This is a genomic window from Pseudoalteromonas sp. M8 (assembly GCF_018141365.1).
Lineage (GTDB): Bacteria > Pseudomonadota > Gammaproteobacteria > Enterobacterales > Alteromonadaceae > Pseudoalteromonas.
On record NZ_CP047240.1, the window covers coordinates 2,524,587 to 2,549,741 of the forward strand.

At 42.0% G+C, this 25,155-nt stretch carries 27 protein-coding genes and 1 pseudogene; 12 read left to right on the forward strand and 16 right to left on the reverse strand.

Annotated features, from left to right (window positions below; all coding sequences use genetic code 11):
* Positions 1-67 precede the first annotated feature (67 nt).
* Entirely contained in the window at positions 68-1,105 is a 1,038-nt protein-coding gene (locus tag GSF13_RS15915) for an AI-2E family transporter (protein ID WP_010604979.1), read from the reverse strand.
* A gap of 115 nt (positions 1,106-1,220) precedes the next feature.
* On the opposite strand from GSF13_RS15915, the gene GSF13_RS15920 reads away from it, so the two are divergent.
* Positions 1,221-2,117, forward strand: a complete 897-nt coding sequence (locus GSF13_RS15920) for a TIGR01777 family oxidoreductase (protein WP_211866263.1) — start codon at positions 1,221-1,223, stop codon at positions 2,115-2,117.
* Between the two features lie 14 nt (positions 2,118-2,131).
* Here the strand turns inward: GSF13_RS15920 and GSF13_RS15925 are convergent, their stop codons facing one another.
* The gene (locus tag GSF13_RS15925; protein ID WP_010604981.1) at positions 2,132-3,457 is read right to left on the reverse strand and encodes a murein transglycosylase domain-containing protein; all 1,326 of its coding nucleotides are present in this window, start codon (positions 3,455-3,457) and stop codon (positions 2,132-2,134) included.
* Between the two features lie 41 nt (positions 3,458-3,498).
* Complete coding sequence (locus tag GSF13_RS15930; protein ID WP_010604982.1) at positions 3,499-4,077, reverse strand: LPP20 family lipoprotein; 579 nt, start codon at positions 4,075-4,077, stop codon at positions 3,499-3,501.
* A gap of 176 nt (positions 4,078-4,253) precedes the next feature.
* Here GSF13_RS15930 and GSF13_RS15935 point away from each other — a divergent pair, with 176 nt between their 5' ends.
* The 3 genes from GSF13_RS15935 to GSF13_RS15945 are packed head-to-tail and all read left to right on the forward strand — an operon-like array spanning position 4,254 to position 7,525.
* The gene (locus GSF13_RS15935; protein ID WP_211866265.1) at positions 4,254-5,915 is read left to right on the forward strand and encodes a hypothetical protein; all 1,662 of its coding nucleotides are present in this window, start codon (positions 4,254-4,256) and stop codon (positions 5,913-5,915) included.
* A 4-nt stretch (positions 5,916-5,919) separates the two neighbouring features.
* Positions 5,920-6,537, forward strand: coding sequence for a penicillin-binding protein activator LpoB (locus GSF13_RS15940; RefSeq protein WP_174168739.1), 618 nt, complete (start codon positions 5,920-5,922; stop codon positions 6,535-6,537).
* Positions 6,485-7,525 carry a hypothetical protein gene (locus GSF13_RS15945; RefSeq protein ID WP_237116513.1) on the forward strand — a complete coding sequence of 347 codons (1,041 nt, stop codon included), beginning with the start codon at positions 6,485-6,487 and terminating at the stop codon, positions 7,523-7,525. Before GSF13_RS15940 ends, GSF13_RS15945 begins: the two co-directional genes overlap by 53 nt.
* 36 nt (positions 7,526-7,561) lie before the next feature.
* Here GSF13_RS15945 and GSF13_RS15950 read toward each other — a convergent pair whose 3' ends face one another.
* From GSF13_RS15950 to yejK, 3 genes are all read right to left on the reverse strand, one after another.
* Positions 7,562-7,966, reverse strand: a complete 405-nt coding sequence (locus GSF13_RS15950) for a phosphate ABC transporter substrate-binding protein (RefSeq protein ID WP_010604986.1) — start codon at positions 7,964-7,966, stop codon at positions 7,562-7,564.
* Between the two features lie 10 nt (positions 7,967-7,976).
* Positions 7,977-9,053 carry a porin gene (locus GSF13_RS15955; RefSeq protein WP_010604987.1) on the reverse strand — a complete coding sequence of 359 codons (1,077 nt, stop codon included), beginning with the start codon at positions 9,051-9,053 and terminating at the stop codon, positions 7,977-7,979.
* A 154-nt stretch (positions 9,054-9,207) separates the two neighbouring features.
* Positions 9,208-10,221: a nucleoid-associated protein YejK gene (gene yejK, locus GSF13_RS15960; protein WP_102056952.1), complete on the reverse strand. Its 1,014-nt coding sequence runs from the start codon at positions 10,219-10,221 to the stop codon at positions 9,208-9,210.
* Between the two features lie 65 nt (positions 10,222-10,286).
* On the opposite strand from yejK, the gene GSF13_RS15965 reads away from it, so the two are divergent.
* The 7 genes and pseudogenes from GSF13_RS15965 (at position 10,287) to GSF13_RS15995 (ending at position 16,609) form a co-directional block, all read left to right on the forward strand.
* Entirely contained in the window at positions 10,287-10,499 is a 213-nt protein-coding gene (locus tag GSF13_RS15965) for a DUF1414 domain-containing protein (protein WP_010374035.1), read from the forward strand.
* Positions 10,500-10,503: 4 nt separating this feature from the next.
* Entirely contained in the window at positions 10,504-12,024 is a 1,521-nt protein-coding gene (locus GSF13_RS15970) for a DUF3413 domain-containing protein (RefSeq protein WP_010604989.1), read from the forward strand.
* A gap of 65 nt (positions 12,025-12,089) precedes the next feature.
* Positions 12,090-12,566 carry a DUF4094 domain-containing protein gene (locus GSF13_RS15975; RefSeq protein WP_010604990.1) on the forward strand — a complete coding sequence of 159 codons (477 nt, stop codon included), beginning with the start codon at positions 12,090-12,092 and terminating at the stop codon, positions 12,564-12,566.
* Positions 12,567-12,728: 162 nt separating this feature from the next.
* Positions 12,729-14,452, forward strand: a pseudogene (gene aceK / locus GSF13_RS15980) (bifunctional isocitrate dehydrogenase kinase/phosphatase).
* 16 nt (positions 14,453-14,468) lie between these two features.
* On the forward strand, positions 14,469-15,407 hold the full coding sequence (locus GSF13_RS15985) for a LysR family transcriptional regulator (protein ID WP_010604992.1): 939 nt from the start codon (positions 14,469-14,471) through the stop codon (positions 15,405-15,407).
* Between the two features lie 99 nt (positions 15,408-15,506).
* Positions 15,507-15,881 (forward strand): hypothetical protein, encoded by a 375-nt coding sequence (locus GSF13_RS15990; RefSeq protein WP_010604993.1) that lies wholly within the window; start codon positions 15,507-15,509, stop codon positions 15,879-15,881.
* A gap of 119 nt (positions 15,882-16,000) precedes the next feature.
* Positions 16,001-16,609 (forward strand): MarC family protein, encoded by a 609-nt coding sequence (locus tag GSF13_RS15995; protein ID WP_017219127.1) that lies wholly within the window; start codon positions 16,001-16,003, stop codon positions 16,607-16,609.
* 54 nt (positions 16,610-16,663) lie between these two features.
* On the opposite strand, the gene mltG is transcribed toward GSF13_RS15995, so the two are convergent.
* The 9 genes from mltG to yceD form a co-directional block, all read right to left on the reverse strand.
* Entirely contained in the window at positions 16,664-17,635 is a 972-nt protein-coding gene (gene mltG / locus GSF13_RS16000; RefSeq protein ID WP_010604995.1) for an endolytic transglycosylase MltG, read from the reverse strand.
* Between the two features lie 5 nt (positions 17,636-17,640).
* The gene (pabC, locus tag GSF13_RS16005; protein WP_211866267.1) at positions 17,641-18,480 is read right to left on the reverse strand and encodes an aminodeoxychorismate lyase; all 840 of its coding nucleotides are present in this window, start codon (positions 18,478-18,480) and stop codon (positions 17,641-17,643) included.
* A gap of 41 nt (positions 18,481-18,521) precedes the next feature.
* Positions 18,522-19,760 (reverse strand): beta-ketoacyl-ACP synthase II, encoded by a 1,239-nt coding sequence (gene fabF, locus GSF13_RS16010; protein ID WP_010604997.1) that lies wholly within the window; start codon positions 19,758-19,760, stop codon positions 18,522-18,524.
* Positions 19,761-19,846: 86 nt separating this feature from the next.
* Positions 19,847-20,083, reverse strand: coding sequence for an acyl carrier protein (gene acpP / locus GSF13_RS16015; protein WP_010374019.1), 237 nt, complete (start codon positions 20,081-20,083; stop codon positions 19,847-19,849).
* Between the two features lie 216 nt (positions 20,084-20,299).
* Positions 20,300-21,046 (reverse strand): 3-oxoacyl-ACP reductase FabG, encoded by a 747-nt coding sequence (gene fabG, locus GSF13_RS16020; protein WP_010604998.1) that lies wholly within the window; start codon positions 21,044-21,046, stop codon positions 20,300-20,302.
* 13 nt (positions 21,047-21,059) lie between these two features.
* Complete coding sequence (gene fabD / locus GSF13_RS16025; protein WP_010604999.1) at positions 21,060-21,986, reverse strand: ACP S-malonyltransferase; 927 nt, start codon at positions 21,984-21,986, stop codon at positions 21,060-21,062.
* A gap of 53 nt (positions 21,987-22,039) precedes the next feature.
* Positions 22,040-23,086, reverse strand: coding sequence for a phosphate acyltransferase PlsX (plsX, locus tag GSF13_RS16030; RefSeq protein WP_010605000.1), 1,047 nt, complete (start codon positions 23,084-23,086; stop codon positions 22,040-22,042).
* A gap of 11 nt (positions 23,087-23,097) precedes the next feature.
* Positions 23,098-23,268 (reverse strand): 50S ribosomal protein L32, encoded by a 171-nt coding sequence (gene rpmF, locus GSF13_RS16035; RefSeq protein WP_010374010.1) that lies wholly within the window; start codon positions 23,266-23,268, stop codon positions 23,098-23,100.
* A 10-nt stretch (positions 23,269-23,278) separates the two neighbouring features.
* Positions 23,279-23,803, reverse strand: a complete 525-nt coding sequence (gene yceD / locus GSF13_RS16040) for a 23S rRNA accumulation protein YceD (RefSeq protein WP_010374009.1) — start codon at positions 23,801-23,803, stop codon at positions 23,279-23,281.
* 119 nt (positions 23,804-23,922) lie between these two features.
* Here yceD and GSF13_RS16045 point away from each other — a divergent pair, with 119 nt between their 5' ends.
* Entirely contained in the window at positions 23,923-24,525 is a 603-nt protein-coding gene (locus tag GSF13_RS16045) for a nucleoside triphosphate pyrophosphatase (protein WP_010605001.1), read from the forward strand.
* Here GSF13_RS16045 and GSF13_RS16050 read toward each other — a convergent pair.
* Entirely contained in the window at positions 24,511-25,155 is a 645-nt protein-coding gene (locus tag GSF13_RS16050) for an HAD-IIIA family hydrolase (protein WP_211866269.1), read from the reverse strand. The two genes, GSF13_RS16045 and GSF13_RS16050, sit on opposite strands and share 15 nt — an antisense overlap.

Genomic DNA, 25,155 nt, shown 5'->3' on the forward strand with positions numbered 1-25,155 from the left:
TAATGACGAGTAAACCTTAGAAAGGAGCTGTTTATAGCTCCTTTTTATTTGCCGGATCTCAGCGTTGTTAAGATGGTCTATTATCGGGTTGTTCTGAACCGAGAAGGATTGCAAGCCATTTACCCTCTTCGCTGGTTTCAAGGGCAATTTTCACAACCATGGTAAGTGGCACAGAAAGCAGCATTCCAACAGTTCCGAGTAACCACCCCCAGAAGATTAACGAGAGAAACACTACCAAGGTCGATAAACCTAACCCTCGACCCATAAACCTTGGCTCAATAATGTTGCCCATTAAGGTATTAATACAAATGTAACCCACAGCAACAATGCCGCTCACCAATGGCCCCTGTGTCACTAAGGCCAGAAAAACAGGCGGCACAGCCGCAATGATTGAACCTATGTTTGGAATATAGTTAAGCAAAAATGCAACTACGCCCCAAAGCACGAAGTAATCAACATCTAACGCCCATAAAAAAACGGCCGCCACGACACCAGTCGCCAGTGAAACAAGCGTTTTAATCGCCAAATAGCTATTGATAGAATCTAAAAATCTATCAATTTGCTGCATTTTCATCTCTGGGTCGTCTAGTGCGAGATGCACTTTGTGGCCCAAAGAAGGCGCTTCAAAAAGCATGAAGACGACGATAAGCAGAATTAAAAAGCTATTTGCCATCACACCACCAAAGCCAGTCAGCATGTTGGTGGCCACATCGATTAGCTTATTTGGGTCTAGCATGCTAATAAGTTGTTGTTTATCCAATAATATATTGTAGTTCGCTGCAGTATTGACCAACCAAACGAACTTTTCTTGTAAGTCTTCTTTATAAGTTGGCAGCTGCTTAGAGAAATCATTGACTGATTGCCCAACAAGCCCACCAATACTTGCACCAATTAAAATCACAAGTGCGATAATCACCAGAATGGCCAGACCTTTTGGTATCTTAAAACGGGCCAAAAGCTTGAGCATGGGATTACAGATAATCGCAATGAATGCGGCTAATATAAACGGCACAACAATCTCAGACGCAAGCTTGATCCCACCTAACACTAAAAATAGCGAGGCCAAAACCACCAGCGTTTTGTTAATTCCAGTTAGTGAAGACACAGTTCACTCCTTTTGCTTTTTTACCATTCTAAAACAAACCACCTATAATGAAAATGAGTGATCTAACTCCTTGCTAAAACGTAAGTTTATTTGATTACAATAAAGAGTATTGAGAATGAATATATTCATAACAGGCGCTACAGGATTAATTGGTAAAAAGCTATGCCAATTTTTAGTACACAAACATAATCTGGTTGTACTGACCCGTTCGCCTTCAAAAGCTGTAAACCTATTACCAGGAGGGGTTAGCTGCGTCACCGATACTGATGATGTCGACTTTAATGAGCTTGATGCGGTCATTAATCTTGCGGGTGAACCAATAGCCAATGGCCGGTGGAGCAAAGAAAAAAAACAAGAGATCTACAATAGCCGGATAAAAATCACTGAGCAAATCGTTACAGCGATAAACACTGCGACGTCACCGCCCAAGGTGTTTATTTCAGGTAGTGCAATAGGTTTTTATGGACGCCAACCGGATAACTTGACCATCACTGAAGATTTCAAGGATTACCATGATGAATTCTCCCATAGGCTGTGCCGAGATTGGGAAGATACCGCCTTTAGAGCCAGCTCCAGCCAAACTCGAGTATGTATAATAAGAACAGGCATTGTGCTTTCAAAATCGGGAGGTGCTTTAGATAAAATGTTACCGCCTTTTCGATTTGGCGTTGGCGGCCCGATTGGTTCTGGAAGACAGGTGATGTCTTGGATCCATATCGACGATATGATTCAGGCGATAATGTATCTACTTAAACATGACGAGATCTGCGGTGTTATTAATGCAACAGCCCCAAACCCGGTATCAAATAAGCAATTTTCTCAAGCCTTAGCACGCGCTATCTCACGCCCTTGCCTATTTACCGTACCACCGTTTGTCCTCAAATTGGCATATGGTGAAATGTCAGAATTGCTATTGTACGGCCAATACGTCGTACCAAAAAAACTTCTCGATGCAGGTTATCGATTCCGCCACGATCATATTGAAGATGCCTTGAACGCACTTAACTTATAACTTTGTGCAATACTTTATTCAGATGATATATAGAGCTTTTCCCGCGTTAAGACTTTGTCCAGGTAATGTTTGGTTTCATCATACGGTAAACTCTTGTCTAGCGCTGCTAGTACGTTTTCTGGCGAGAGTGAATTAATTATCTTTGCTGCTTTTGTAATTGATCTCGAATCATCAGCATTAAAAACACGAGCAACATTTCCAGCACCGGTGTTATAAGCCGCAATCGTGCAATACTTACGACTAAGTGGGTTATGTATTTTACTCAGGTAGCGCTTATCTAGAATATTCAGGTAAGCCGTCCCCGCTTCAATATTATTATCCGTCACATATAGATAAGGTGCCGACATCGGTTCATCGCGATTGTACAACATACGATTCACATCAACACCCGCACTCGTCGGTACTATCTGCATCAAACCAAACGCAGGAATGTGTGACTTTGCCATTGGGTTAAAGTGGCTTTCGGTGTGCATAACCGCAAAAATTAAACTAGGTTCAATGTCAAAGCGCTTCGCTTGTGCATTCACTTGGCTAACATAACGTTCTGCTCGATGCTTGGAAAGTTCAGTCTGCTTGGGTAGCTTAAGCACGATTTCAGATACGACAGTTGCTTCACTTTTACCAGTATTGCTAGCTGTTTCTAATAGCTTTTTAAGGCGTTTTTGCTTTAACAACTCCAGCTTTTTCTGTTGCGCTTGTTGTTGAGCCTCTGCTAATTTTGAATCTTCACCGTCAATGATGGCCTCATCCGTCTGACGTTCTATGTAGCGTTGCTGTTGTTCGAATTGGCTATCTATTTGCTTTTTCGCTGCGATCAACGCTTTTGCACGAGCAGCGTTATCCACTTCACGTTTCGTTGTTTCACTTTGGTTTATCGCGAGCGTATCAACATTAAATACATCAATTACTGCACGGTCTTTCGCGGTAAATTCCTTGTATAGGGCTTGAAGTTGAGCCTGAGATACCCTTTCATCTTCTGCATGCCTAATGCTTACTACCAACTCATTGGCTTCAAAGTCGACAACCATTCTGGATGATAAATCGTCACTGTAGGTGACAAATGCAGCTTGATCAGCAACAGTTATATCTCCCCACTGTTGGATCACATTATCACGAAAGGCATCGTACTCTTCAAAATGCTCTTCGACATAATCAGCAAACTCACTTAATTGTTGGCGTTTATATTGCTCAAACTCGCTCAGCTCTTCATCATTAGGCTCGGAGGTTTGCCAACGTGACATTTTCTCTGATAGCTCTTCAAAAAGCTGGGCTTGACTCGCCACCGCACTTGGAATGGCACTTAACGCCATAACTAAAAATGAGTATATCGATTTGCGCATAGAGCGTTCCTTTCAAAAAATTAAAGCGTGAAACTCACGCTTTAATTAGTTAGCCTTGCAATTTCCTTCTCCAGATCTTTTTCTGCTTTGTAAGCTTTAAATTCTTGATATAAAAACTTTTCATCTTGAGGGTTTACACTGCGCTTACTTTCTTTGATCAAATCTTTGAAAAGTTCTTTAGTCTGATCAGGTGATAACGTCGTCAATGCACAGAAATAATCTTTACCAGAAATATCGATAACATCGGCCTTAACGATACGAGAGCCATTTAATGTTTGTTTAGTCAATTGTTTGGATACAGAGCTAAAGGTTGCGCCTACCGTTGTGTCATCGTTTGCATCTGTACGGTTCGCGAATGTCTTATCAAGGCCTTCAACACGGGTTTCAATTTGCTGAGCTAACGCAAGACGTGCATTTGCAACCGCCATTTTTTGATCGATTGAAATGTTGCCCGAGTATTTCACACAATCTGCTGCAGCTATACCATCTTCGATTGTTGGATTGAGAACCCATTCTGGAATATTAACTCTTGGGCTTGAAGCCGCATCATCTTTACTTGAACTACAAGCCGATAGCATCCCTATAACGGCCACTGATATAAGTAGTTGTTTTGCTTTCATGTTGGGTTCCTTAATTGCCCTGATTACGGAATAAAATTTATCAAAAATATTATTGATTAACAGTAATAAATTGTAAAAACGATTTTTAACAATTTAGCACTTTCAATTCAATTTTTTACTATTTAATTTATTGTTATATGATTGAACACCACAACACTGCCATTATAAGAACAAGTATGCAAGGAATGCGATTCCAAGTTGATTTATATAACTTCATGATAAAGCTCTTTATCTTTACAGGTTGCTTGATGCTGAGCGGCTGTAACTTGACCCCTAAAGCCAACAAGCAGGCCATAGAATACGCGGAGCAAGGAGATTTTATCTCAGCCCAACAGCGTATTGACGATGCCTATAAAAATTCATCTAGTGACGAATTATTGTATTACCTAGAATCAGGCATGTTAGCTCACTTACAACATCATTATGAGTTAAGTAATCAACATCTTTCTCACGCAAAAGAAATTATTGAAGCCGCTTACACTGTCAGCATCAGCGACCAGCTTTTTTCTGCTTTTACTGGTGCGAGTTACAAAAAATATACTGGCCGTGCTTTTCATAAACCTATGATCCATACATTAATGGCGCTTAATTATGTATCGTTAGCAAACGCATCAAAAGTGAATCGTGTTGCTATGTATGACTCTGCACTGACAGAAATGCGTCAACTGGATTTATATCTCTCTCAATTACAGCAACAAACCGGAGGCTACGTAAATCAGCAAAAGGCAGGAAATGATATTGAGCAAATTTTTAAAGCGATTTTTAATCAACCATTTATCAGCGGTGAACTTGAGTATAAAGACGATGCATTTGCACAGTATTTAAGCGGCGTTCTATATGAGCAACAAGGCGAGCTAGATAGTGCTCGGATCCAATATGAGCGAGCGGTGAGCGCATACAAAAATGGCTTTAGTAAACAATACAAACTAGGTCAATATGCAGGCCAACAAGCACAGCAAGACCTCAACAGAATGGTTGCAGACAAGGAAGAAAACTACTTCACATTAGTTCAAAGCTTAGGTGTATCACCGCAACGCAAAGAGTTTAACCTTTACCTTAGACCTGATGAAGAGGCACAAGCATTAGTGATTACGCCAATTTATTGGGGAACAAAAGAAGAACGCCAAGCCCAGTTCGCATGGTTTAATTTAATGTTTGCTGATACCAGTCTGTTTGATCTCATTCAAAACTATGCAACAGGCGACTTTAGCGATGTTGTATTAGGCACTGTCACAAAACGCTTACCTCTCGGTGATAAATTATGGCAAAAAGCCGTAGACGAAGGGGTGATTGATGCACTCAAGTATGGCAGTAGAATCTCGGTTACTTACTTACAACCTCATAAAAATGATATTCAATATGTTGCGCTTTTCGCCAACGGACAAAAACTTACAGAATTACACCCCTTTTATTCGGTAAACTTACTCACACTGTATGACGCGCTAGGTAATGCCAATATGGAAATTTACACCGCTATTTCACGAGAAGTGTTAAAAGCAGTCACAGCAAGTAAAGCTATAAAGCAAGTTGGCATCCAACAGAACTCGCTGTTGGCAGGGCTTGCTCAGCTAACATCATCTGTCACCAACGCCATTACAGCAGCGGCAGACACAAGGCAATGGCAATCTTTACCGGGTGAGATTAGAGTAGCTCGAGTGAAATTACCCGAAAATACCACTCACCTGCAATTGCAAACCCAATTAAGGACTGGCAGAGTAATTAAACAGGATATACCGCTGACTCAAACAGCACCATTGCTCAGCCACATTCGCACCTTCACCGGTGTAGCTGAACCAGAAAAACAAAATTATTTATCATCTCTAACTAACATGGACTGAATACATGAAGCCTAAATTTGCAGTTAAATTAGTTGTCCCAATGCTCATCGCGTCTTGCGCAGCTATGACGGGTTGTTCTTCAACAACCAAAGTGAGTCGCGTGGACGCCAATGAAGAAATAGCGCTTTCAGATAAATGGAATGCCAAAGACTCTCAGTTAGTTGCTGAAGCAATGATAAGCGATATGCTCGGCTTCCCTTGGGTACGTGAACACCGTGCCAAAGAAGGCACTCGACCCGCAATCATTATTCAATCTGTTCGTAACAAGTCGCATCAGCATATTGCAGTTGACACTTTTTTGAATGACCTCAAGCGCGCCATATTGCGAAGTGGGCAAGCTGACTTCGTCGCAAACCGCTATGTACGAGATGAAATTCGTGAGGAAAGGCGAGACCAAGAGCTTAATTCAAGCCTCGAAACTCGTAATGAGATCGGCCAAGAGCAAGGTGCTGATTATGCACTATCCGGCACGATTAACTCATTTGTTGATGAACAAGGTGGTAGTCGAGTCACTTTCTACCAAGTAGATCTTCGATTAATAGACATGACGACTAACCGAGAGGTGTGGAATGGACAGAAGAAAATTCAAAAACTTCAAGAGCGCAGCGGGTATGGTTTCTAAACGTCTAGCGTTACCTCTGTGTATTCTACTTAGTTTATCTGCCTGTCAGTCTACCAAGCAGGCTGTTGCAAAGGAAGAAAGCTTGCCCATTTGGGCTACACAGCAACCGAGTTCCGATTATCTAGTGTATGGCGTTGGTTCAGCGAGTCATATTGTAGATAGGACGGAAGCCAAACTTGCCGCCCAAGAAGCAGCTAGATTGGCGATTGCCAAACAGTTAAATGTGGAAATTGAAGGAACAACACAAGTTGCTCAAAGTCAAGCTAATGGCGATTTTTCGTATCGAGTGGATGAGATTTTATATTCTCGAGTCCCAAGTATACAATTACAGGGGATCAATATTGAGCAGGAGTTTTACTCCACAGAGCAAAAAACGGCCTATGCCCTTGCCTCATTTAACAAAATTGAGTCAAGAATGCACGCTGAGCTTGATATTAGACAACTTGACGAAGAGATCAGTAACGCGACTATTTCGGCACTAACCAATTCAGAAAAATTAAAAGAAGCGATGGCAATTAAGCGACTAATTGCTAAAAGACGCAAAGCAAACGAATATCACAGGCAATTAGGTGGCGGCAGCATTGCCATACCAACCTCAGTGAGCAACAAAAACAAAATGCTGAATGATTTTATTCAGTCATTAACTTTTAGTATTTCATCAAAGTTTTGGGGACAGGAGTCTATCCGCAATCAGTTAGCCGAGAGCCTGACTAAGCAAGGTCTTACTGTTGTGGGTGAAAAACAAAGTGCAGACTTTCAAATTGATTTTAGCGTTGATTTCGAAGACGTGAAGAAAAACAGCACTTATTATGTTTTTGCCAACTCAAGTTTAAAACTCATGGAAAACGATAAAGAAAAGGCGCATGTTTCTGCACAAATAAAAGCAGCGTCTAGTTTTGAGAACATGGCTAAGTCTAGTGCTGAAGAAAAGTCAGCAAAAATGCTAAGCAAAAAGCTGACGATGTTAATCATTGATAGCAAAATCTAAAGTAAGGCCCTTTTATAGGGCCTTACTTATCTCTTCCTAAAATGACTTCACCACTTTAACGCTGCTATCTGCAGCTCCCGAAGATACAAACCCAATTAGGTTAGGGTTACTCGCAACGAGTTTAAGTACCTCAGCATCATCGGCGGCTTCTTTTGGTGGTGTCCCTTTTCCAGTAAATACTAATTTTGACCAATAAGCTTTAAGTTGGCTTGATGACTTATTAAGTACCTTTTCATTAAACTCATCGGTTACCGTCGAGCCATCAGCCTGAGTTATCGGAAGTGCTTTAGAGCCATCGGAGAATGACTTTGATTTACCAATAAAAATTTGCTTAATTTCGTTTTCATCAAGTGTAGAGGTATTGGCTGGATTGACAATGACATCCACGGCTAGGCAACTAAAAGAGCTGCAAAGTAGAGTAAGTAAAAATAATTTTTTCATGCTTCTCTCCTTAAAATACCATGTCGATGCCAATTGTAATGGCTTTACTATCACCTGCGACCGCTAAACCAACGGAGTTATCCTCTACCTCATCGTACTGAATCTTGAAAGCAGCGGAGGAATGAAAATCCCAACGTACTCCAAACGAAGTGGTTTCATGGCTTTCGGCATCGTCGCCCTCGCCTTCAAAATCTGCGTAAGATACGAATGGCGTGATATTGTCAAAGCGATAGCCCAGTGTCAGCATCTTAGTGTCTAGATTGCCGTCTAAGTCCAACCGATTTAGCTCAGATAAAATAAAGAAATTTCCCCAGTCTGCATTTACTGCTAAACCATAAAACTTACCATCTCGCTCATCACTCCCCTCCCATAAAACAGGCTCTCCAGAGCGATACCGCTGGTTGGTGTAACGCATATGGGTTAAACGCACTTCAAGCCAATCATTACTGGTTTGAATTACGCCGCCTAGGATGTCTTTCCAGATTTCTCTAGTTGGCTCTTGAAAGAAAAACTCGCTCAACAGCTTATTGTCATCATCGTCTTCTTTACCGGCGTAAATATTCCCGCTTAATGACCAGTCGCCTATACTGCCGCTGTAGAGCATATTGATGCCATTATAATTAAAGATTTGCCAGGTGTAGTTGTCCGCGGGTGCACGCATCCAAATATAGGCGTAACCCACATCATAAAAGTCGGAGTAATAGAATAGCGGTAAGCGCTTTTTACCTGCTTGGAACGTCCAATTCTCATTAATCTCATAGGACAAATAAGCCCACTCGAACTTTGCATCAAAATCGTCTGCGCCGCGCGCAACAATTTGACCAGTAACACTTAAACCTTCTGTTAGATCAGCACTAAATTGAAGGCCCATCAGTGTTTCAGGTTCAAATGAGATATCCTCGTCGTAAACACTGACGATAGGATAATCGGCGAGAAATATTGGATCGTTTATTCCGAATTGTGGAACACCGCTTCCGCTCAGCACCTTACCAGCATTGATACTTGCGAATCCGGAAAAGTTAACCTCTGCATGCCCTGAAAAACAGGCAAGGCAAAGGGTACAACCTAAAGCTAGTTTCATCTTCATTGTGATTCATCCCAATTGCTTGTTCTACAAGTACTACATTGCAAGTATAGTTAAATTTAAGAAAATGCTAGCAAAAGCAGCAAATTGATATAAATATTTGCAGAAAAAGGGATGAAATAGGAACAAAAAAGCAGCTTACGCTGCTTTTTATAAACTAAGATTCGCCATTATAATAACGTTCAATTTGGTCCTTTAAGTTAGGCGGTACACCTTTAATCGTAAGTGTATCAGTCGCAGCATCATAAATAACCCGCTCACCCAAATGCTTACGTTCAAAGCCAACGCTTACTCCACCGCCAAGCCCGGAAAATTTCACCATACTCGTTACTGTCTTTTTATCGACAGGAAAGCTTTCTTCCAGCTCATAGCCCTGCTCTTTATAAAAGTCTTCAAACTTTACGTCTGAAGACTTAGAAAGCGTCTCGGACAGTGTATTAACATCTGCGTCCTCGCCGCTTGAAACACAGTCGTTACAGTAATCAAAAATTTCCTTGCGGATGTCGTCTTTTTCAGACTTTTCAAATTGCTGTGTAGACAAATAATCCTCAACCGCGTGTAACATAGTTTGTGATTGCTGCTTTGGATCGATCCCCTCTTCACAACCAAGAAAATCTAAAAAGAAATCAGCAACTTTTCGACCAGCACGCCCCTTAATGAAGGAAATATAACGGTTTTCTTCTGCGGCTGTATCCCAAGCATCTAAATCGATTCTAGCAGCCAATTGCATACGTGAAATATCTAAGTGTTTTGCTGCGGATAAGTCTAAGTCTGAGGTAATCGTGTAATGCTCTTTAATATTAATCAGTGCAATCATAATAAAATTGCTGGCAACATACTGATAATGACAAAACACTAAATACCCAGTTTCATGAAATGCATATTTATTAAGCTCTTCTTTAAGCACATTGGTTGCTTCTTGGGTTAAATTCCAAAAGTTAAGCTCATTATTTCTATAACTCTGCATCGCAGACGCGACCACACTGCTTTTTTCGCCGCTAAAAGCACAGAACCCTTTACCCGGTTTGCCATTGTAGGCATGATGCAATTGTTCAATGAAAACATTAACTTTGTCATTGACTTGCATTTCATCGTCACGTAGATGTATTTCGGTATCTTCGTCCTGTTTGTCTACATAGTGAACAACTAGTTTTTTTACCTCAACGCTCATCTTTGTTTTTCACGCCTCTAATGTTAAAATGTAAAAATTATTGCTTTTATAAATTGAACCAACTGATGCCTATCCAATCAAAGTATTCCAATAAACAAGTAGAAGAAATTGTTGACCAATTAGTTAATGTATTAAGCTCGCAAAACGCACCAGTTGATCTCAGCTTAATGTGTTTGGGTAATTCTATCACGCACATTCTAAAAGAACATGTTCCAGAGAGTAAGAGACAATCTGTTGCCGAAAATTTTGCCAAAGCACTTACACAATCAGTAAAGTAACGGAATGAATCTTACACCGCACAGCCCTTTTTCATCAAAAGCAAGTCAATTACTCAGCTGGGGACACTGGTTTACCTTTGCTAACATTGGCTTGGTTTTATTGATTAGCTCAGTTTATTTGTTCGCCGACAAAGCGCCAAGTACCTTTGTCGGTTGGTTTTATATGCTGATCACGTGGATAAGCCATACCAGCTTTATCACTTTTTGTGCGTTTGTATTAACTATCTTTCCGCTTAGTTTAATATTCCCTTACCCGCGACATATTCGCGGGATGGCTGCAATTATTGCCTCGGTTGGTATTGTTGTACTAACAGTGGATGCCTTTGTTTACCTACAACTTGGCTACCATATAAACCCAGCTTCGCTTTCCGATATTTTTGTTTTATTGTGGGAAACCTTAGTCGGATCATCCCTCATTAATCTCATTGTTACCATTGCAATGCTTGGACTGGTGCTCACTTTTGAACTGCTCGCAGGTAATTATGCTTGGCGTCATTTGGCCGAGCTTAAATCCTATAAATTCCCTCGCTATGCAACGGGGACCATTGTTACCTGCTTTGCGCTCAGTCACAGCCTGCATATTTGGGCCGATGCGAATGCCTTTTTCGATATCACTAAGCAAGATAATGTATTACCTCTCTCATATCCTACAACCGCAAAGAGCTTACTCGCCAGACACGATTTACTTGATATCGAGCAGTATGAAGAAGCGCACTCATTGAGCATTGGTGATACGCATTCAAAATACAAAGCCCCTGTAATTTCGGCGGTATGCAAAGAAAAGAAAGATACCACAGAGCAACCTATCAACGTTTATGCTTACACAGATGAGGCGCTGTTCCAAAAAACAGCAACAGCACTTCAGAGCAACGGTAAAAATAACGTGTTCCGAATGGATTCTGTTTTACGCGCAGGAAATAGCAGCGATGCGCTATTCAGCCTGATATACGGTCTACCGAGTTATTATAAAGAGTCTGTCCTGCTACAGCAGCAAGTTCCGGTATGGTCAATTAATAATGACTTAATGAGTGTTAATGCTAACGGCGAGTTCTCTTTTGTTCCTTCTCATCAAGCAAGTAAATTAACAATCATTGAAGTAAGTGACGAAATTGACATTGATAGTTCAAAGCCGTTCGTGGCAATTGATATTAGTGCACAGCAAGCGACGGTATTAACCAGTTCTGCGGTAACGAACATTGAGCTGTTTGCTCAGGCTTCTGGTCTTGTGCAGCCCAATGACATCACCTACACCCTGTTAAGCTCTTATCTAGGCTGCGACCCCCTTGCTCAGCAAAGTATGCTGGCATCGAACATTAAAACTCGCTCTCATGCAGAAGGCGTTAACTTTACGCAAGGTGTCTTAGTTGCCTTCAAAAAAGACAAAATCACCTTAGTCAATCAAGATGGTAGCTTCAAGCAGATGTCAGCAAAGGAAGGCTTTGTGTTAAACGGTAATTTAGATATTCCATTTTTAATACAAAGTATTAAGACATTAAAAAAATTCACGGCCCCTGAAGCGCAATAACCTTGAACAAAGTGGGATGTCATCTATGGTTAAGTAGATATTAACTGTTACAGCAAGGATGCCATATGCAATTATATCTAAAACTACTTGTACTGATTTTTGTTTCTACTCATTGTTTCGCCACAACAACGGTAAAATACTTTAAATGCACGACCGACAGAGGCATCGTTTTTAGCCAATTTCCCTGTTCGGCCAATGCGACCCAGCATACGATAACCACATCCGATCCTAAAGCCTCGGCTCCCTCAGAGCAGCACTATAAAACGTTAAACAATTTGGAACGTAACCAAATTGCGAAAAGGACAAAGCGTGCACTCAGAGCCAAACACCATGAAAAAGCCGTGCTCAATCGCAAAAGAGATACCGCAGTTAGAGAGCAACAAGATCAATTAACTAAACTGATGAATGAAGACAGGCGCAAAAAGGTCGTCAGACAAGTTAAAAAGGAAATAAAGGCCATTAATAAGGCACATGCTAAAGCGATTAAAAGCCTAGAGAAAGAGATTTCAAAATTAGAAAAGCAACTCAAAGAATATGAGTGATATAACCGCTCAATTACATTGGTTGTTTTTTGAGAATCACACTTGGTCTATGCGCATTCGCTATAGTTATGCAAATACCTTAACTGGTATTACCAGATGACTTTTCGCACATTACCTTGTAAAGTGAAACCACTCCGCGTGGATAATTTATGAGGGATGTAGATGCAAGCACAGCAGTTAGCAGAGCGAATTTTATCAGGTTTTCAAAACCACTATCACGCATTTGTAAAAATTACCAAACTGGCACCCATCGCTTTTGCTGCTCAAAATTGGGGAGAGATAGAGCGGATAAGTAAAGCGAGGATCAGCCAATACGATAGTAAAGTTGATGAAACCGCACAGAAGTTAATACAACTCTATGGCTCTACGCAACTGGATGAATCGCTATGGTATAAAGTAAAACAGGCTTACCTTGAGCGTCTTACCTTTCACCCTCAACCAGAGCTTGCTGAAACTTTCTATAATTCAGTTTTTTGTCGCCTCTTTCACCGCCGATATTACAATAGCGATTTCATTTTTGTTGAAACCCAGCTTGCTAACGCCACATCACTCCCTGTAGAAGCAGAGTATCGAAGCTATTTTCCAGTCGTCAGTGGCCTCAAACCCACCATCAAAAGAATCATTGAACACATTGACTTTCATTGTGAATTTGAAGATTTAGATAGAGATATTCGACTACTCGTTAAGGCGTTTCTTAAACAAGCACCTAACACGCATCATCAGGCACACTTAATGCGCTTCGACATCCTCAGCGCACCTTTCTATCGTAATAAAGGCGCCTATATTGTCGGCCGAGTGGTATCTAAATCTGGTGTACAGCCGTTTATCATTTCGGTATTACACGCACAAACTGGGGGCTTACTGATCGATGCGCTGCTTACCAACAGCTCACAAATGCGGGTGATTTTTGGTTTTGCGCGGGCTTACTTTTTAGTAGAGACCCACGCCCCATCTGCGCTAGTTAAGTTTTTAAATCAACTCATGCCAAATAAAACAAAGGCTGAGCTTTATAACGCCATCGGCTTTCATAAACAGGGGAAAACCGAATTTTATCGTGAGTTTTTACACCACTTAGCTAATTCCGAAGAACAATTTGAAGTCGCTCCAGGTACGCCCGGCATGGTAATGATGGTATTCACTCTGCCAAGCTTTCCCTATGTTTTTAAAGTGATCCGTGACCAATTTCCAGAAAGTAAGCCATTTACAAAAACAACCGTTCTAGAGCGGTATCAACTTGTAAAACGCCACGATCGCGTAGGTAGAATGGCAGATACAATTGAATATTCCGATGTGGTGATCCCACTTGCACGTATTTCACCAGCCCTTTATCAGCTATTGCTGGACTCTATCTCTCAAAGTATACGTATTGAGGGGATAATATGGTGATAAAGCACTTGTATATTGAACGCCGTATGACACCGCTCAACCTCTTTGTACAGCAAGCCGATGAAGAAACGTGTGAGCAAGTCATTAGAGATTACGGCTATGCGCTCAAAGAAATGCTCGCTGTAAACATTTTTCCAGGTGACATGCTGTTAAAAAACTTTGGCGTGAGTAAACACCATAGAGTTATCTTCTATGACTATGATGAGGTGCAATATCTCACGGAAATGAACTTTAGAGCGCTGCCAAAACAAGGGCTAGATAATATGTACGACTCTGGCGATATTTCCAGTGCACCACAAGACGTCTTTCCTGAACAGTTGTGTACATTTGTTCTGACAAATCCTACACTAAAGGAAATGTTTCTGCGCCATCATGCTGATTTGGCTGAGGTGTTGTTTTGGCAGCAAGCACAACGAGATATTCGTGAGAAAGTCGTAAGACATATTTACCCTTATCCACATGACAATCGCTTTCTCCAAAATGCCAAAAAAGAAGAATAATACAAAGGAAAACTGAGTGAACATTAGTAAAATTGACCTTAACCTGCTGGTTTACCTCGATACCTTACTTCGAGAATGCAATGTAACACGTGCCGCAAATCAATTAAGTATTACCCAACCGGCAATGAGTAACGGTCTTAAGCGTCTCAGAAACCTCTTTAATGACCCTATTTTAGTACGTACCAGCGAAGGCATGGTGCCAACAGAGCGCGCGCTTGAGCTGCAGCCTGTGATCCGTGGCATACTCATGACTTTGGAAGAAACCTTAGCCCCTAACAGGGAGTTTGAAGCAGCGAGTAGTAATCGAGTGTTTAGGATTATGGCCAGCGACTATGCTGCAAGTACGCTTGCGCCGAAACTTCTAACTAAACTTCATGAGGAAGCCCCAGATACGACCCTTGATATTCTCACGCCGAGTGATGTTACTTTTCATGATGTAGAAAATGGCAAGGTAGACATGGCAATTAACCGCTTCGAAAATCTACCGCAATCGTTTCACCACAAACGAATTTGGAAGGATAGTTTTTGCTGTCTGGTGAAGTCCGATAACCCCGTTATTACCAACTTTACGCTTGATGCCTATTTAAAATCTCGCCATATTTGGGTAAGTAAAACCGGATTTGGTGTTGGGGTCGGAATGGATCCCGCCGATGTACAGAAACTTGGCTGGGTTGACGAGGCACTCGCACACTTTGGAAAACACAGAAACATCGCAACTTTTACACGTAATTACCACGTTGCAATTCACTTAGCAAAAGAGCAGAACTTAATCGCAACATTACCGTCAAAAGCCGCGAATATCTATCGTGATGATCCGACCTTAACAGTTTTGGAGCCGCCATTCCCTATTCCGCCGTTTGAGTTAGATATGATTTGGAGCCCGCTATTACACCGTGATGCAAGCCACATTTGGCTGAGACAAAAAATCGCTGAGGTAGCTGAAGAGCTAGCATAGCGATATAACTAAGCTTTGCTTTGGTGCGCTTTTTGAAATTGGTATCGCCAGCTAATTGAACTATCCTTTTATCTATATGCATAAAAGGTGCAATAGAGCATGGCGAAATTCTCTTATAGAGCAACGGTTGATAGTAAAGAGAAACTTATCCACGCAGCCGCATACGGGGAATGCGTGGAAGCCAATATCATCGAGATGTACAAAAATTTAGGGCTTGCACTTAAATCGAATCAGCTAAAAAGTTTAGTTATCGACGTATCTCAATTACATATCACCTACGACTATCCAAGCGTGCTAACCGTTTTACAAAAACTCAATCAATTTGTCGATGGGGTTACTCTTGCCCGAGTTATCTCCCCCTCAGACACCAAAAGTGGATTAATTGAAGCATTTGCTGACAAGCACGGCTTAGCGATTAAAAACTTCGAGAATTACAACGACGCAGTGGCTTGGGTACGTGCTGTGAATACATAAAATAATTAAGGAAATTCAGAATAAAGTCATGAAATTAGTGATATTATTTGCCGTTGGTCAATAGCAGATGGCCAACCATAAGCAATTTTTGAACAACCTTTATTTCATAATAGGGAACTATGGAACATTATATCTCAACGTTCATTTTTTTCTTTGCGGTCATCGACCCCATTGGCACCATTCCAGTATTTATCGCAACCACTACTGGCTTTGATATTGCGACGAAACGAAAAATAGCGGTAAAAGCTACACTGGTTGCAGCCATTGTGTTGCTGTTTTTTATTATTGCGGGCGAAATCATTTTAAACGCGATTGGTATTCCCCTACCTGCATTCGCGATTGCCGGAGGCATCGTACTGTTCATCTTTGCCATGACAATGATTTTTGGCGAGGGTAAGCCAAGTGAAGAGATTAAGTTAGACAGTAAAGCATCCGATACCGCTATTTTCCCTTTAGCAATGCCTTCTATCGCAAGCCCAGGGGCAATGCTAGCAGCCGTTTTGCTTACTAAAAACAGCGAAAACAATGTATTTGAACAACTCCAAACGTCGATTATTATGCTCAGCGTATTGGCTATCGTGTTGATATTTCTACTGGTTGCGACAAAAATTCACCAATGGATTGGTGATAGTGGCGCAAGTATCGTCAGCCGAGTAATGGGACTTATTTTAGCTTCAGTTGCAGTATCTAGTGTATTGGCGGGTATTAAAGAATATTTTATGTTGTAATAGAGAGTAACGAGAGGGTTAGCCCTCTCTTTCAACGCCAGCTCTCTTGCAATGTCATTGTTTCAAAATAAATTTCTTCACCGCTTTATTATGTTCAGTCAGTGTTTTCGAAAAGTGATGCCCACCATCTCCTGACGCAACAAAGTAAAAGTATTCGGTTGTTGCTGGATTAAGTGCCGCATGGATAGCAGCACGAGACGGCATTGCAATGGGTGTCGGTGGCAAGCCATCAATTCGATAAGTGTTATATGGCGTTTTTTCACGGATATCTTCACGTTTAATGTCACCATCAAAGTGCTCACCAATACCATAAATAATGGTTGGATCTGTCTGTAAACGCATACCTTTACGTAAGCGATTGATAAAAACGGAGGCTACTTTATCTCTTTCTGCAACTACGCCCGTTTCTTTCTCAATAATCGAAGCCAAGATCAAGGCTTCATAAGGCGTGTTTAAAGGAAGATCTGGCATTCTATTTTGCCATTCCTTTTCAAGCACACTCTGCATTTTGGTATGAGCACGTTTAAGTAAGCGCAGCGCTGAGTCATGTCCATGATAGTGATATGTGTCGGGGTACAACCACCCTTCCGCTGAACTTTGCGATATATTCAGTTGTGCTGTCAGCTTATCAATGTCTTGCGTTAAGTGGGGGGCGCTGAGTAGCTTGTTTTTGACTTCCCAAATGGGCATCCCTTCAATGATTGTAAAGCTAAAGTTGTGTTGATCTCCGCGACTAATTTTGCTGATGGCATCTAGCACAGTTAGCCCTTTAAGATCGTAAAAGCCCGCTTGTAACGCGAATAACTTAGGCTCTAACTTACTATAAAGTTGATAAGGAAAGCAGTTAGATAATGCCCCGCTACGCTGCCATAGATGACATAGCTGATTAAATGTTTGCCCAGCCCTTATCTCAACTAATGGCTCAGAGATATTAAGTGGTTCAAATTTAACCTTATTTATTTGCTGAGATAACCACCATGACGCTGCTGCTATCAAAAATGCGACTATGATAAACAGTTTTTTCATTTATATTATTTCCCTAAAAATCGCCTTTTCAATTCATGTAAGTCGGCGATATCGAAATGTTTATTCTCAATTCTTACTACAGGTACCAACTGCATTAAACTATTACAAATAAATACACCATCAGCCGCTTGTAACTCGTCAAAAGCAATATTTTTGACCCTTATATCGTGTTTACTTTCAAGTGCGGTTAAAAACACGCCTTTAATGCCTGAGCCACTAAGTTCTGGTGTATACAGCCTGTTGTCTTTAATCATGATGATATTTGCCGCTGACGCTTCAATCACCCTATCATTGATGTCCGTCACAATGACATCGTCACAAACCAATGTCTGTGCATCTTGTTTAATAAGTACTTGTTCTAACCGATTCAGTGTCTTTAATCCAGCGAGCAACGGCTGAATACCCAGTTTAACTCGGCTTAATGCGACTTCAATCCCATTCTGCTGCCAAGTTGTATAGTGTGAAGGAAAAGGTAATACCTGAATACTCACACTCAGCTCAGGCGTCTCAGGAGCTTGATAACCACGGCCTCCTTCCCCTCGAGTGATAAGGATCTTTAGCACCGCTTCCGCTTTATCTTTAACTTGCTCTTGAACCAAAAACTCGATTTCGTCTAGTCGTAACTCAGGAAAGCCCAAGCGCTGCTGACATTCCACCAGTCGATTTCTATGAAGTGGCCACAAATCAACATTTCCATCACGGACTAGCGCGGTGGTAAAAAAGCCATCGCCATAGGCCAATCCTCTGTCAGTGTTAGAAAAAAGCTGTTGATTATCCACATCACTTTCCTTTTTAAGGGTATCAAAAACATAAAAAAACTCGGCAATGCCGAGCTTTTTTATCATAACCTACTTTGCTATCAAATTACTAAGGCTGCTCTACACCTCTACACCTTTTTAAATAGCAACGAACCGTTTGTTCCACCGAAACCAAACGAGTTACACAAAGTGTACTCTAGTTTCGCATCACGGGCAGTATGAGGCACATAATCTAAATCACAGCCTTCATCTGGGTTATCCAAGTTAATGGTCGGTGTTACTTTTTGGTCTTGCAGCGCAAGAATCGAAATAATTGATTCAACTGAGCCCGCAGCACCAAGTAAGTGACCCATCATTGATTTAGACGAGCTCACCATCACATTTTTTGCCGCAGAACCAAATACCGACTTAACAGCATGCGTCTCTGCAACGTCACCCGCTGGAGTAGAAGTGCCGTGTGCGTTGATATAGCCAACCTGCTCTGCATTGATCCCTGCATCATTCAATGCATTAACCATGGCCTGTGCAGCACCTGCACCGTCTTCTGGTGGTGATGTCATGTGATATGCATCGCCACTCATACCAAAGCCAACCAGTTCAGCGTAGATCTTCGCACCACGAGCTTTCGCATGTTCATATTCTTCCAGTACGATCACACCGGCTCCATCAGCTAGCACAAAACCATCACGGTCTTTATCCCAAGGGCGAGAAGCCGCTTGCGGATCATCGTTACGTGTAGAAAGCGCACGAGCCGCGCTAAAACCACCCATACCAATTGGCGTTGACGCTTTTTCAGCACCGCCTGCTACCATCGCATCCGCATCGCCGTACGCAATCATACGTGCCGCATGGCCAATATTATGAAGGCCAGTTGTACATGCAGTCACAATCGAAATATTTGGACCTCTCAAGCCATGCATGATGGACAAGTGGCCAGAGATCATATTGATAATGGTAGACGGAACGTAAAACGGAGAAAGCTTGCGTGGACCGCTATTTAATAGCTTAACGTGGTTTTCTTCAATTAGCGTCAAACCACCGATACCAGAGCCGATGGCCACACCAACTCTAGCGGCATTCTCTTCGTTAACTTCAAGACCTGAGTCTTTTAAAGCCTGTACACCTGCAGCGATACCATACTGGATGAAAACATCCATTTTTTTAGCATCTTTAGGGGAAATGTACTCAGTGACATCAAAGTCGTTCACTAAACCAGCAAACTTAGTCCCGAAACCTTCTGTGTCAAAATGCGTGATATTGCGAATACCACTACGGCCTTCTAATAAGCCCTGCCAGGTAGATGCAACATCATTACCCAGCGGCGTCAACATACCTAAGCCAGTTACTACGACTCGACGTTTAGCCACGGTGTCCTCCAAAAAGGGATTATTATAATAATTGGGGGGTCTAGAAAGAGTTAGGGCAGCGAGTGCTGCCCTAATAGAAAAGCTAGTTACTCAGCGTGAGCAGTAACGTAGTCGATAGCTGCCTGAACAGTAGTGATTTTCTCAGCTTCTTCATCAGGGATTTCTGTATCGAACTCTTCTTCTAGCGCCATTACAAGCTCAACAGTGTCTAGAGAGTCAGCACCTAAATCATCAACGAAAGACGCTTCTGATTTAACTTCTTCTTCTTTAACACCTAGTTGTTCAACAATAATTTTCTTTACGCGTTCTTGGATGTCGCTCATTCTTCTTTCCTTTATTTAAACGCTACTGCGTTAATTTTCAGATTGCGGCGCAGTTTACGACGCATCATTCTGGGATTCAAGGATTGACCCGTACTTTTTTTTCTGGTCAAACCTGTTACAAAGCTTTGGATCTTTTTATCGCCTATTTTCGTGACGATTTCAAGTACGTTGTCGACAAGATCACAAAAATTTCAATTGATTTGTGATCTTAGCGGGTTAAACCATGTACATCGCACCATTTACGTGCAAAGTTTCACCAGAAACATAAGCTGCCACATCTGATGCTAAATAAACCACAGCCGCTGCGATTTCTTCAGGCTGACCTAAACGACCTGCTGGTACATTCGCCAAAGTCGCTGCTTTTTGCTCATCAGTTAGCTCATCCGTCATGTCTGTCTGAATGAAGCCCGGTGCTACAGTATTTACCGTAATACCACGAGATGCAACCTCACGCGCCAATGATTTTGTAAAACCAATTACGCCCGCTTTTGCAGCAGCATAGTTAGCTTGACCCGCATTACCCATAGTGCCCACTACTGAACCAATGTTAATGATACGGCCATTTTTCTTCTTCATCATTGGGCGAAGTACCGCTTTTGATAAGCGGAAAATAGATGACAAGTTAGTATCGATGATATCATCCCACTCTTGATCTTTCATGCGCATCAGCAAGTTATCACGAGTGATACCAGCATTGTTTACCAGCACATCGATATCACCTAAGTCTGCTTTGATTGCATCCAAAGTTGCTGCGATTGAGTCGGCATCTGTCACGTTTAGCGCATAACCTTTACCATTTTCGCCTAGATACTCAGAGATACGCTCTGCTCCAGACTCACTCGTTGCAGTACCCGCAACTTTTGCACCTTGTGCCACTAAGGCGTTAGCGATTGCTTTACCAATACCTCGGCTAGCACCCGTTACTAGTACTACTTTTCCTTCTAAAGAAAATAAATTACTCATAATACTCTCGTTATTATTCTGCTGCTGCAATGGCAGCTAAATCATTTACCGACACGCACGACACTGAGCGGTCGATGCGTTTGACAAGACCCGAAATCACTTTACCAGGGCCGAACTCAAAAGTTGTTGTAACACCTTCTTTTGCAACCGCTTGTACAGTTTCAGTCCATCTTACTGGACTATAAAGCTGGCGAATAAGCGCATCTTTTATTGCTGCAGCATCTTTTGCAACAGCAACGTCAACATTGTTAATCACGTCAAACTTTGGCTCTGAAAAAGCGAGTATCTCAAGATCTTTAGCTAATTTATCAGCTGCTGGTTTCATTAATGCGCAATGAGATGGAACGCTAACTGCAAGTGGTAATGCGCGTTTAGCTCCTGCTTCTTTACACGCTTCAGAGGCTCGATTTACTGCTTCAACATGACCCGCAATCACCACTTGACCTGGTGAGTTGTAGTTTACCGGCGAAACAACATCCCCCTGTGCAGATTCGGCACACACCTTAGCAATCACATCATCATCTAAACCAATAATTGCCGCCATTGAACCCGTACCAGCAGGAACTGCTTCTTGCATGTATAAACCACGTTTTTCAACTAACTTAACGGCATCTGCAAGGGTTAATACTTCTGCACATACTAATGCAGAGTATTCGCCTAGACTATGGCCTGCTAACGTCAGTTCAGCTTCAACACCTTTCTCTTGCCACGCTCTAAAGATAGCGACACTTGCGGTTAATAATGCCGGTTGAGTACGATGCGTTTGGTTTAATTCTTCTTCAGGACCATTTAGCACAAGTTCGGCTAAATCGTAGCCTAGTGCTTCTGACGCTTCAGCGAACGTCGCTTTAACGATGTCAGAAGATGCTAATAATTCAGATAACATGCCCACGCTTTGTGAGCCCTGCCCTGGGAAAAATAATGCGATTTTTTGTGACATATTGTGCTCTTATTTTCTCTGTTGTCGCCACGTCCTCATGTCACTTAGAAGTGTTAGGGATGCGGACCTGACGGTTGTTTTTCTGTGTCGACCTGAGCAAACACCGTTTGGATCTTTTCAGGGATCTTACGTTGTACTTCTTGCGCAGCTTCTTCAATCGCGGCTAAAAATGCCTTAGTTGTGGCATTTCCGTGACTTTTCACAACAATACCGCGCAATCCTACCAGACTTGCACCGTTATACTGGTCGGGGTTCACCCTTCTATACAATTTTTTTATAACGGGTCGAAGTAAAAAGGCCAACGCTTTATAAAAAAAGTGCTTTTTTAACGCTTTGCTAAACTTATGCATGATGAGTTTGGCAATCCCTTCACAGGTTTTCAAGGCAACGTTGCCGACAAATCCCTCACACACAATAACATCGGCTTTGCCAGAGAACATATCGCTCCCCTCACAATAGCCTTGATAATTAATAACAGATGAGGATTTCATTAATTTTGCAGCTTGCTTGATACCATCATGACCTTTGATTTCTTCAGAGCCAATGTTTAGCAAGCACACTTTAGGTGAAGGAATATTTAATGCCTCTCCAGCCACGATTGAGCCCATAATACCAAACTGATAGAGGGTCTCAGGGTCACAATGCACATTCGCACCAAGATCAAGCAGATAAACGGGCTGTTTTTTCTCTGTTGGAACGGCTGAAATTAACGCGGGACGCTTGATGCCAGGCAACATTTTTAGCACATAGTGGGCCATAAAAAAGAGCGCACCTGTATTGCCTGAACTTACACAAGCCTGCGCTTCGCCAGATTTCACCAAATCAAGCGCAATACGCATTGAAGACTGCTTTTTATTTCTAAGTGCAGAGGCAGGTTCACAACCGTTAGTGACGACTTCTTTACAGTGTTTAATTTTGAGTCTTGGATGATCCAGCATATTTGCTTTAGTCAAAGCACTTTCAATAACTTGCTGATTACCACAGAGGATTAGATTTAAATTTGGGTGCTTAAGCACAGCAGCGATGGCTGCGGGGATAGATGAACGGGGGCCGTAATCGCCCCCCATCATATCTAACGCAATGGTTAGATCAGTCAGCATAAAGTAATCTCTTACTTAGAAATTACTTTAACGCCTTTGTAGTAACCGTCAGCAGTCACGTGGTGACGACGATGAGTCTCGCCAGAAACCTGATCTACAGTTAGAGCTGGTCCACTGATCGCATCGTGTGAACGACGCATACCACGACGTGCGCGTGACTTCTTGCTTTTTTGTACCGCCATTAGCCTTCTCCTAAGAATCTTTCTTAAGTTGTTTCAAAATTTCAAATGGATTTGGTTTGCTATCTTCTGCTTCAATTTCACCAAAGCTCTTTGGCTTATCAGAATAAGAGCATAGTGCTTCATCATGCGTCGGGACTATCGGAATCGCGAGTAGCAGTTCATCTTCGACGATTTGTCTTAGATTAACTTCACCCTCTTCATCCAGTTCCAACACATCATAACGCTCGGGAAGATCATCCGACTCTGCACCTAATCCGACTGGCGAATACGCAAAGTCTTGTTCCAAATCCAACCCTAATTCATCATTACAACGCTGACATACAACAGTTAGATGGGCTCGGACTTTGCCTTGCACAACAACCAAACCTTGTTCGTCGATGTTGAAATGAATGTCTACCGCTATTTCACTATTTTGATCACGCACAACTTGCTGCAATCGAGAAAGTTCTTCAAGCATTACAACACCGTCATAAGATGCTCGACGTTGCGCTGCTCTGCATGGATCAATAGTGATGGGAATTTTCACCTTTTGCATAGGGGCTGCATCATATAGATAGTTACTGTGTTAGTCAAAGTAAAAATACACTTTCCCTTTGTTTTTCGCGTTATTGCGCATTATCCTGTTGGCAATGTTGTCACAAAGATAAAAATCTCATGAAAACGCCCCTTATTCTAGCTTCAAGTTCGCCATTTAGGCAGTCAATTTTGAAAAAATTAATGCTTCCTTTTGCATCTTTTTCACCGGATGTAGATGAGCAAACACTCGAAGGTGAATCAGCGCAGCAACTTGTTGCACGGTTGAGCGAATCAAAAGCCAAAGCAGCAATAGCAAAATATCAACAAGGTGTGGTGATTGGTTCAGACCAAGTCGCGCTGTTCAACGGTGAGATCCTAGGAAAGCCGCATAATAAAGAGAACGCGATTAAGCAACTAAGCCTATTTAGTAATAATCGCGTGACTTTTTTGACTGGTTTAACCGTTTTCGACATTGAAAGCGGCAAAACGGTCACTGAAGTAGTACCGTTCTACGTTTACTTTCGCCAACTTACCCAAGCACAGATCAGTAACTATTGTGATGCGGAAACACCTTACAACTGTGCTGGAAGCTTTAAAAGCGAAGGATTAGGGATCTGTCTGTTTGATAAACTTGAAGGAGAAGACCCCAATACCCTGATTGGCCTTCCCCTTATTCAACTCACTAAAACACTGCTCACATTTGGTATTGATGTGCTCGCTGAGCAATCAGGCCAACAATAGGTTAGACAAGTCATGATAGTTATCGCAAATATAAGCAGCCGATGTTTGCGATAACAGCTCTCTTGTTGCAACACCCATAGTGACGCCGATCGCGTCAATGCCTGCATTCTTCGCTAAATTCATATCAATTATCGTATCGCCTATCATGACAGCCTCTGTAGCTTCCACATTTAGTTCAGCCAAAATCTGAAGCAACATATCGGGATGCGGTTTAGACTCCGCCTCACATGCTGTCCGTGTCGTAACGAAAACATCACTCAACCCGCTTTCTGTCATCAGACGGTCAAGCCCGACTCGGCTTTTTCCTGTTGCAACCGCAACTTTGACTCCATTGCCATGTAATTGCTTTAAAAGTGTTTCAGCGCCTTCAAATAGAGGCGCTGGAGTTTTATCTTGATGTTTATAGATATACTTATAAGCCGCTATTAAAGACGCTAATTTGTCTTCATGATTTGGAAAAAGTGTCAGTATCGCTTTATCGAGAGACAGGCCGATAATACTTTTCGCCGCTTCGTTACTGACGGGTGCAATTCCACAAGATTCAGCAGCTTGATGAATGGTATTTACGATTTTTGGCACAGAGTCCATGACGGTGCCATCCCAGTCGAAAATTACACACTTATAACGCAT

Bases quoted from the DNA above. Each gene is read 5' to 3' on its own strand.
- mltG (WP_010604995.1), bottom strand. From the start codon at position 17,635: ATGAAAAAACTGTTTATCATAGTCGCATTTTTGATAGCAGCAGCGTCA.
- GSF13_RS15990 (WP_010604993.1), top strand. From the start codon at position 15,507: ATGGCGAAATTCTCTTATAGAGCAACGGTTGATAGTAAAGAGAAACTT.
- yceD (WP_010374009.1), bottom strand. From the start codon at position 23,803: ATGCAAAAGGTGAAAATTCCCATCACTATTGATCCATGCAGAGCAGCG.
- fabD (WP_010604999.1), bottom strand. From the start codon at position 21,986: ATGTCACAAAAAATCGCATTATTTTTCCCAGGGCAGGGCTCACAAAGC.
- GSF13_RS15995 (WP_017219127.1), top strand. From the start codon at position 16,001: ATGGAACATTATATCTCAACGTTCATTTTTTTCTTTGCGGTCATCGAC.
- GSF13_RS16050 (WP_211866269.1), bottom strand. From the start codon at position 25,155: ATGCGTTATAAGTGTGTAATTTTCGACTGGGATGGCACCGTCATGGAC.
- plsX (WP_010605000.1), bottom strand. From the start codon at position 23,086: ATGCTGACTGATCTAACCATTGCGTTAGATATGATGGGGGGCGATTAC.
- acpP (WP_010374019.1), bottom strand. From the start codon at position 20,083: ATGAGCGACATCCAAGAACGCGTAAAGAAAATTATTGTTGAACAACTA.
- GSF13_RS15955 (WP_010604987.1), bottom strand. From the start codon at position 9,053: ATGAAGATGAAACTAGCTTTAGGTTGTACCCTTTGCCTTGCCTGTTTT.
- GSF13_RS15965 (WP_010374035.1), top strand. From the start codon at position 10,287: ATGCCTATCCAATCAAAGTATTCCAATAAACAAGTAGAAGAAATTGTT.
- GSF13_RS16045 (WP_010605001.1), top strand. From the start codon at position 23,923: ATGAAAACGCCCCTTATTCTAGCTTCAAGTTCGCCATTTAGGCAGTCA.
- GSF13_RS15950 (WP_010604986.1), bottom strand. From the start codon at position 7,966: ATGAAAAAATTATTTTTACTTACTCTACTTTGCAGCTCTTTTAGTTGC.
- GSF13_RS15940 (WP_174168739.1), top strand. From the start codon at position 5,920: ATGAAGCCTAAATTTGCAGTTAAATTAGTTGTCCCAATGCTCATCGCG.
- GSF13_RS15975 (WP_010604990.1), top strand. From the start codon at position 12,090: ATGCAATTATATCTAAAACTACTTGTACTGATTTTTGTTTCTACTCAT.
- pabC (WP_211866267.1), bottom strand. From the start codon at position 18,480: ATGATAAAAAAGCTCGGCATTGCCGAGTTTTTTTATGTTTTTGATACC.
- GSF13_RS15935 (WP_211866265.1), top strand. From the start codon at position 4,254: ATGCAAGGAATGCGATTCCAAGTTGATTTATATAACTTCATGATAAAG.
- GSF13_RS15970 (WP_010604989.1), top strand. From the start codon at position 10,504: ATGAATCTTACACCGCACAGCCCTTTTTCATCAAAAGCAAGTCAATTA.
- GSF13_RS15920 (WP_211866263.1), top strand. From the start codon at position 1,221: ATGAATATATTCATAACAGGCGCTACAGGATTAATTGGTAAAAAGCTA.
- GSF13_RS15945 (WP_237116513.1), top strand. From the start codon at position 6,485: ATGGACAGAAGAAAATTCAAAAACTTCAAGAGCGCAGCGGGTATGGTT.
- GSF13_RS15930 (WP_010604982.1), bottom strand. From the start codon at position 4,077: ATGAAAGCAAAACAACTACTTATATCAGTGGCCGTTATAGGGATGCTA.
- GSF13_RS15925 (WP_010604981.1), bottom strand. From the start codon at position 3,457: ATGCGCAAATCGATATACTCATTTTTAGTTATGGCGTTAAGTGCCATT.
- rpmF (WP_010374010.1), bottom strand. From the start codon at position 23,268: ATGGCGGTACAAAAAAGCAAGAAGTCACGCGCACGTCGTGGTATGCGT.
- yejK (WP_102056952.1), bottom strand. From the start codon at position 10,221: ATGAGCGTTGAGGTAAAAAAACTAGTTGTTCACTATGTAGACAAACAG.
- fabG (WP_010604998.1), bottom strand. From the start codon at position 21,046: ATGAGTAATTTATTTTCTTTAGAAGGAAAAGTAGTACTAGTAACGGGT.